This is a genomic window from Natronomonas sp., assembly GCF_046710025.1.
Classification (GTDB): domain Archaea; phylum Halobacteriota; class Halobacteria; order Halobacteriales; family Haloarculaceae; genus Natronomonas.
In genome coordinates this window covers 1-5,341 of record NZ_JBKEGK010000180.1, presented here as the reverse complement: position 1 = coordinate 5,341, position 5,341 = coordinate 1, and the positions used below count along the sequence as shown (strand labels likewise).

Here is a 5,341-nt window from a genome sequence, read left to right as displayed (position 1 = left end):
CAGGGTCGGCCGCCGAAGGCGTGGTCGGCCGAGGTGACGACCGAAACGGCAATGCGTTGCGCCTACGAGAGCCGGGCCGACCGACTCGTGTCGGCGCTATCTGCCGACGTCGAGACCGGAACCGCCGGGGAACCGTCCGAGGAACCGCTCCGCGTCGGATTCAACTGGCTGCCGAACGGCCTTCAGATTCCCTTTTACGCGGCGCGGACAGCAGACGCATACAGAACGGCCCAACTCGACGTTGAGTTCGTCCACCACCGCGGCTCGCGGGCCTCGCTGGAGGCCATCGCGGCGGGCGCGGTCGATGTCGGCGTGGTCGGGGCAGCGACGCTGACAAGCGCGATCGAGCGGGGCGTGGCGATCGAACCGCTCGCGGTGTTGTATCAGCGCGCGATGGCCGTTCTCTATACGACACGGGCGGCCTTCGGCGGAGCGTTGCGTGCGAGCGAACAGCTTCGCGGCCGGCGTATCGGGCTGTCCCCGAACACCGAGACGCGGCTCCTCGCGGAGGTGTTCATCTCACAGGCGGGCGTCGGAGATGACGTCGAGATACTCGAAACCGATGGCGAGGAGATCGAGGCGCTCCGGTCTGGGCGAGCCGACGTCGTCGCCGGCTCCGTTTCGGACCCCTGGCGGCTCGACGGCGAGGCCGAGGTCGAGACGCTCGCGATCGCCGAGCAGTTCCCGATATACGGCCCGGCGCTCGCGGTCGATCCCGGCGCGGTCGCACCCGATCGGCTCCGCCGGTTTCTCACGGGTACGATGCTCGGGTGGCGCGCCGGGCGGGCGGACCCGACGCCGGCGGCGAGACGCATCGCGGCGGCAAGCGACGCCGACCGCGACGAGATCGAGCGGACGTTCCGAACGGCGCTGTCCTCGTTCGCCGACAGCAAGGCCAGCAGGACCGATGGCTGGGGCGCCCACCGCGAGGACGATTGGGACCGGCTTCGGATCGCGCTGGCCCGAACCGGGAGGCTCGAAACGGCGTGATCGACTTCGATGGTGTCACCGTCGCCTTCGACACCGTCACGGCGGTCGAGGACGTCGACCTCGGCGTCGTCGTCGGTAACTCGGCGACGCTCCGGACGGCGTCGTATCCGTAGCTCGTCGTGGTCCGCGTGCCCCCGAAGATCGCTGTCGCGTATTGATCTATCTCGGACCCCGGACGGCCACCGCAGTGCCGAGTTGCTCCGCTCTGTCGACGCTGACCCTCATGAGACGTTTCTGCGTGTCCGGCTCCCTACGCCACCCTGAACGTCTTCGCCGGCCTGGAACAGTCGGTGATGCTGTCGGTTGCCGGCGCGGTCATCACGGAGTGGATCGTCGCCTCGAGCGGCCTCGCGCTGTAGGACCTGACGATCGGGGCCCAGCGGCTCGTCCGGCGACGGTTGCCGACACAGTAAGGCCGATTCTCACCCGAACCGCGCGCCGACCACCCGCCCGAGGAGCGCCGGAACGAGATAAAACAGGGGCCCGAGAGCCGACAGCGCGGCAAGTGCCGCTGTCCCCGCGCCCACCGCGGCCAGGACGGCACGCCGCCCGCATGACCGATCGCTTCCCGTCTCCACCCGCGCTTCCGACGCATTGCCCGACTCCGAACGGTCACCTGCGTACATGCGCCGAACGGCACGATCGCTTGGTAGTACTAGTATTAACAATATCGCTACAAACAGCCGTACTTTCGCGTCCGACCGACGAATGAAAGTGACGGTATCAGCCTTTACGTCCCGGCTGACGGGATGTTTTATATTATGTTCGCGCTTACACGGCAGTGATGAGCGTCGTCGACTCGTTCCGACAGCCGGAGTACACGGGCGAGAACCGCTGTGGACCGTGTACCGCCGTCAACCTCCTTCTCACAGTGGTGCTCTCGACCGCCGCCTGGATTCTCCTCACCCCGTGGGTCGCCGCTGGAACGTTCGCCGCCGGCGCCGCGAGCATCTACGTCCGCGGGTATCTCGTTCCCGGTACTCCGACGCTGACGAAGCGGTACCTCCCGGCGTCCGCCCTCCGAGCGTTTGGCAAGGAACCGGTCTCGGATCGCACTGTCCGGTCGGTTGCCGATGACGCCCCGAGCGAGCGGTGGCTCACCGCCGCGGGCGCGCTCGAAGGCGGGAATGGGAACGGAGGAAACAACGTTGAGGCGGAGCAGGATCGCCGTCCAACGCTCGCCGACCCCTTCGTCGAGCGGTGGGAGACGGCCCTAAACGACGTTCCGCCGGGTGCACCGACTGAGGCCGACCTGTGTGACGCGCTCGGCACCGAAGACGTTTCGAAGCACGCCGACACCGCGGCGGTGGTCGATGGCTCCCAGTCCGTCCGGTGGCTTTCCACGGCAGCGATGCGGGCCGATGTTGCCGCCGCCCGCGTGTTCGTGGCGACCGTCGAGGGGTGGGACGAGATCAAACCGGACAGACGGATCGGGCTGTTTCGGGACCTCAGACTATTTATCAACACCTGTCCCGACTGCGGCGGCCGGGTCGAACTTGCGGAGCGGACCGTCGACCCCTGCTGTGAACGCCCGCACACGCTGTTGGAGGCGCGCTGCTCGGCGTGTGAGGCAGCGCTGGCTGACGACGCCGTCCCTGGTACGGGCGACGATGTGCCGGCACGGATCCGGGCGATACGGGATTAAAATCGCCCCCAGGTGCTCCTAGCGACCTTCAGACGGGCTCCAAACGGGCTGGGGTTACAATCGGCCAACCACCGAGATCCGCGTCAACGCCTGCCCGTCGAGCCCTCGGTGGCTGATGCGGCCGTGCCCTTTGAAGTTTCCCCGGCTTTTTCCGCCGCCGGCCGATCGGACGCCTCCTCGCTCGCCGCCTGTAGGACGAACGAGCGCTCCGGCGGCGGCGAGGCCTCGAAGCGGACGCGTTTTATAAGCCGGAAGTACTTGCGGTTCCCTCGGCGGTAGTGCTCTACGAGATCCGCATCCTCCAGAACTGTCAAGTGGTGGGCCGCGGTTTTGCCGTCCATGCCGACGGCCTCCGTGAGCTCCGAGACGTACATCGGTCCGTCGGTCAACTCGTGGATGATCTCCAACCGCTGGCTGCTGCCGAACACCTTGAACAGCGACATACTTCTTAACAGGTGCGCCGTCGATAAATAACTACCCTCGGTACCAGACAGTTCGGTGCATATACTTAAACCTGATCGGAACAAATCAACCTATATGACGAAGAAAGTTGATTTTCCGAGCAACCAGCCGGGTGACATCGAGACGATCACCGATGGGTTCTTCGAGCGGGAAGTGTATCTTTCCGGCGAGGAGACCGCGTCGTTCCTTCGGACGCTCGCCGACGCTCTCGAGGACGACAGCGAAGTGACAATCCACGGCGACGACTGGGAGATCCCATTTAATTACGCTGAGCCGATCGAAGTCGAGGTGGAGTTCTCAAACCGCTCCGGGCGGGAACTTGAGGTCGAACTTGAGTTCGAGGAACCGGAAGACAACGGCAGCCTCTCGGCGGAGTAGGGGGGCGTTCACACGGGCGACGGCAGTATTTTATACACCCCTCCCCGAAGGAACGACCGTGCCCAGCCCGTGAGCCGTCCCACCCCCCTCAGGCCGTTCCGGTACGTCGTCGTAATTGGCTGTGCGGCCGCGATCCTCGCCGCCTCGGTTGTCGACCCCGGTGACGGTATGCCACGGATGGTTTTCGGGGTCGGGACCACCGTCTACCTCCATGTCGTCGCCTACGCCGGGTTGGCCACCGCGCTCGGCTACGCCGCCCGGTCGGTCGACCGGCGAACGCTTGCCGTCGTAGTGACAGTCGCGACAGTGTACGGCGCCGGGATCGAGATCCTCCAATGGCACATTCCCTACCGAACAACGTCGGCGGTGGACGCGGTAATAAACGCCGTCGGGTCGGCGTTCGGGGCGGGAGCGTGGCGGCTTCTCACCCGCCCTTCCGACATCGATGGCGACTGACGCTCCGACACGGATTTACGCGCCGACGGCGTATTCATATCAATGAGTCAGCCGACGCCGGAGGTCTACGAGTCGGGGCGAGGGATGGACGCCCACAACGAGGTGATGCGCGAGATCCGGGCGCGCAACGACAAGAGCTACGACCCGACGGAGCCGACGCGGGTGTGGCTTGACGAGGACAACACCCCCGATGGGGTTCGGAACTCCCTTACTATCATTTTGAACACCGGCGGCTGCCGGTGGGCGCGAGCCGGCGGCTGTACGATGTGTGGGTACGTCGCGGAAAGCGTCGAAGGCGGCACCGTCGCTCATGAGAACCTGATGACGCAGGTCGAGCACTGTCTAAAGCACGAAACCGATAACGCTGACGACCCGGCCGACCTGATCAAGATCTACACCTCCGGGTCGTTTCTGGACGAACGAGAAGTTCCTGCCGAGACCCGCGAGGCGATCGCCGAAACGTTTGGCGACCGCGAGCGGATGGTCGTCGAATCGCTGCCCGATTTCGTTGACCGGGAGAAGCTGGCCGCGTTCGTCGACCGAGGGCTCGCTGTCGACGTGGCGATCGGCCTCGAAACCGCGACTGACCGTGTTCGCCACGATGCCGTCAACAAGTACTTCGACTTCGCGGACTTCGAAGCGGCATGCGCCGAGGCGCGGGCCGCGGGTGCGAGCGTCAAGGCGTACCTACTGATGAAGCCCCCGTTCCTCGCGGAACCCGATGCCGTCGAAGACATGAAACGGTCCGTCCGCCGGTGTGGCTCCGTCGAGGGCTGTCACACCGTCTCGATGAACCCCTGCAACGTTCAGCGGCACACGATGGTCGAGGAGTTGTACCACGACGGCGGCTACCGGCCCCCGTGGCTGTGGTCGATCGCCGAGGTGCTTGAGGCGACTGCCGACGAAGATATCATCGTCGTCTCCGATCCCGTCGGGCACGGCTCCGACCGCGGCCCGCACAACTGTGGAGAGTGCGACGACCTCGTCCAGCGAGCGATCAAGGACTTCGACCTCCGGCAGGATCCCTCGGTGTTCGAGGAAGTCTCCTGTGAGTGTGAGTCGACGTGGGCGTACGTCATGCGCGAGGAGACGGCGTACAACCAGCCCCTGGTCCGGTAGCCGACTGGCACCCTCTGTCGTGTCCGGCCCCGTCGGGTCGATCCGCACTCAACTCCATCTTCCCCCCACATCGTCTCGACCGGATCTTACCGAGGCGTCTCGACGGGTCCAGTCAGCCAGTCGGATTCGGGGGATCCACCGCGCCTGCGGCGACTTCCACCCATCCTCGACGCCACCCATACGCCTCCGACGACCCCCCGTCCCCCTCGACACTCCCGATGAGCCGATCATAATGAATACGCGCCCGCCTGAGCCGATACCCCGACCGTCCGCCCGCCGTCGAGCCCGCGG

7 protein-coding genes are annotated in these 5,341 nt (G+C 65.7%); 5 read left to right on the top strand and 2 right to left on the bottom strand.

Going from position 1 to position 5,341, the window contains the following annotated elements; all coding sequences use genetic code 11:
- Positions 1-990: ABC transporter substrate-binding protein (locus ACI944_RS11345; protein ID WP_411719168.1), on the top strand; the 990-nt coding region annotated here is incomplete at its 5' end.
- A 422-nt stretch (positions 991-1,412) separates the two neighbouring features.
- On the opposite strand, the gene ACI944_RS11340 is transcribed toward ACI944_RS11345, so the two are convergent.
- Complete coding sequence (locus ACI944_RS11340) at positions 1,413-1,616, bottom strand: hypothetical protein (RefSeq protein WP_411719167.1); 204 nt, start codon at positions 1,614-1,616, stop codon at positions 1,413-1,415.
- Between the two features lie 158 nt (positions 1,617-1,774).
- On the opposite strand from ACI944_RS11340, the gene ACI944_RS11335 reads away from it, so the two are divergent.
- Positions 1,775-2,635: a hypothetical protein gene (locus ACI944_RS11335; RefSeq protein ID WP_411719166.1), complete on the top strand. Its 861-nt coding sequence runs from the start codon at positions 1,775-1,777 to the stop codon at positions 2,633-2,635.
- Positions 2,636-2,718: 83 nt separating this feature from the next.
- On the opposite strand, the gene ACI944_RS11330 is transcribed toward ACI944_RS11335, so the two are convergent.
- Positions 2,719-3,078, bottom strand: coding sequence for a winged helix-turn-helix domain-containing protein (locus ACI944_RS11330; RefSeq protein ID WP_411719165.1), 360 nt, complete (start codon positions 3,076-3,078; stop codon positions 2,719-2,721).
- Positions 3,079-3,172: 94 nt separating this feature from the next.
- Here ACI944_RS11330 and ACI944_RS11325 point away from each other — a divergent pair, with 94 nt between their 5' ends.
- From ACI944_RS11325 to ACI944_RS11315, 3 genes are all read left to right on the top strand, one after another.
- Positions 3,173-3,475: an amphi-Trp domain-containing protein gene (locus tag ACI944_RS11325; protein ID WP_411719164.1), complete on the top strand. Its 303-nt coding sequence runs from the start codon at positions 3,173-3,175 to the stop codon at positions 3,473-3,475.
- A 69-nt stretch (positions 3,476-3,544) separates the two neighbouring features.
- Positions 3,545-3,931 carry a VanZ family protein gene (locus tag ACI944_RS11320; protein ID WP_411719163.1) on the top strand — a complete coding sequence of 129 codons (387 nt, stop codon included), beginning with the start codon at positions 3,545-3,547 and terminating at the stop codon, positions 3,929-3,931.
- Between the two features lie 42 nt (positions 3,932-3,973).
- The gene (locus ACI944_RS11315; RefSeq protein ID WP_411719162.1) at positions 3,974-5,050 is read left to right on the top strand and encodes an archaeosine biosynthesis radical SAM protein RaSEA; all 1,077 of its coding nucleotides are present in this window, start codon (positions 3,974-3,976) and stop codon (positions 5,048-5,050) included.
- The last annotated feature ends 291 nt before the right edge of the window (positions 5,051-5,341 follow it).

What these genes read in the sequence shown, in the direction of transcription:
- ACI944_RS11340 (WP_411719167.1), bottom strand. Translation starts at nt 1,616, where the DNA reads ATGTACGCAGGTGACCGTTCGGAGTCGGGCAATGCGTCGGAAGCGCGG.
- ACI944_RS11335 (WP_411719166.1), top strand. Translation starts at nt 1,775, where the DNA reads ATGAGCGTCGTCGACTCGTTCCGACAGCCGGAGTACACGGGCGAGAAC.
- ACI944_RS11330 (WP_411719165.1), bottom strand. Translation starts at nt 3,078, where the DNA reads ATGTCGCTGTTCAAGGTGTTCGGCAGCAGCCAGCGGTTGGAGATCATC.
- ACI944_RS11325 (WP_411719164.1), top strand. Translation starts at nt 3,173, where the DNA reads ATGACGAAGAAAGTTGATTTTCCGAGCAACCAGCCGGGTGACATCGAG.
- ACI944_RS11315 (WP_411719162.1), top strand. Translation starts at nt 3,974, where the DNA reads ATGAGTCAGCCGACGCCGGAGGTCTACGAGTCGGGGCGAGGGATGGAC.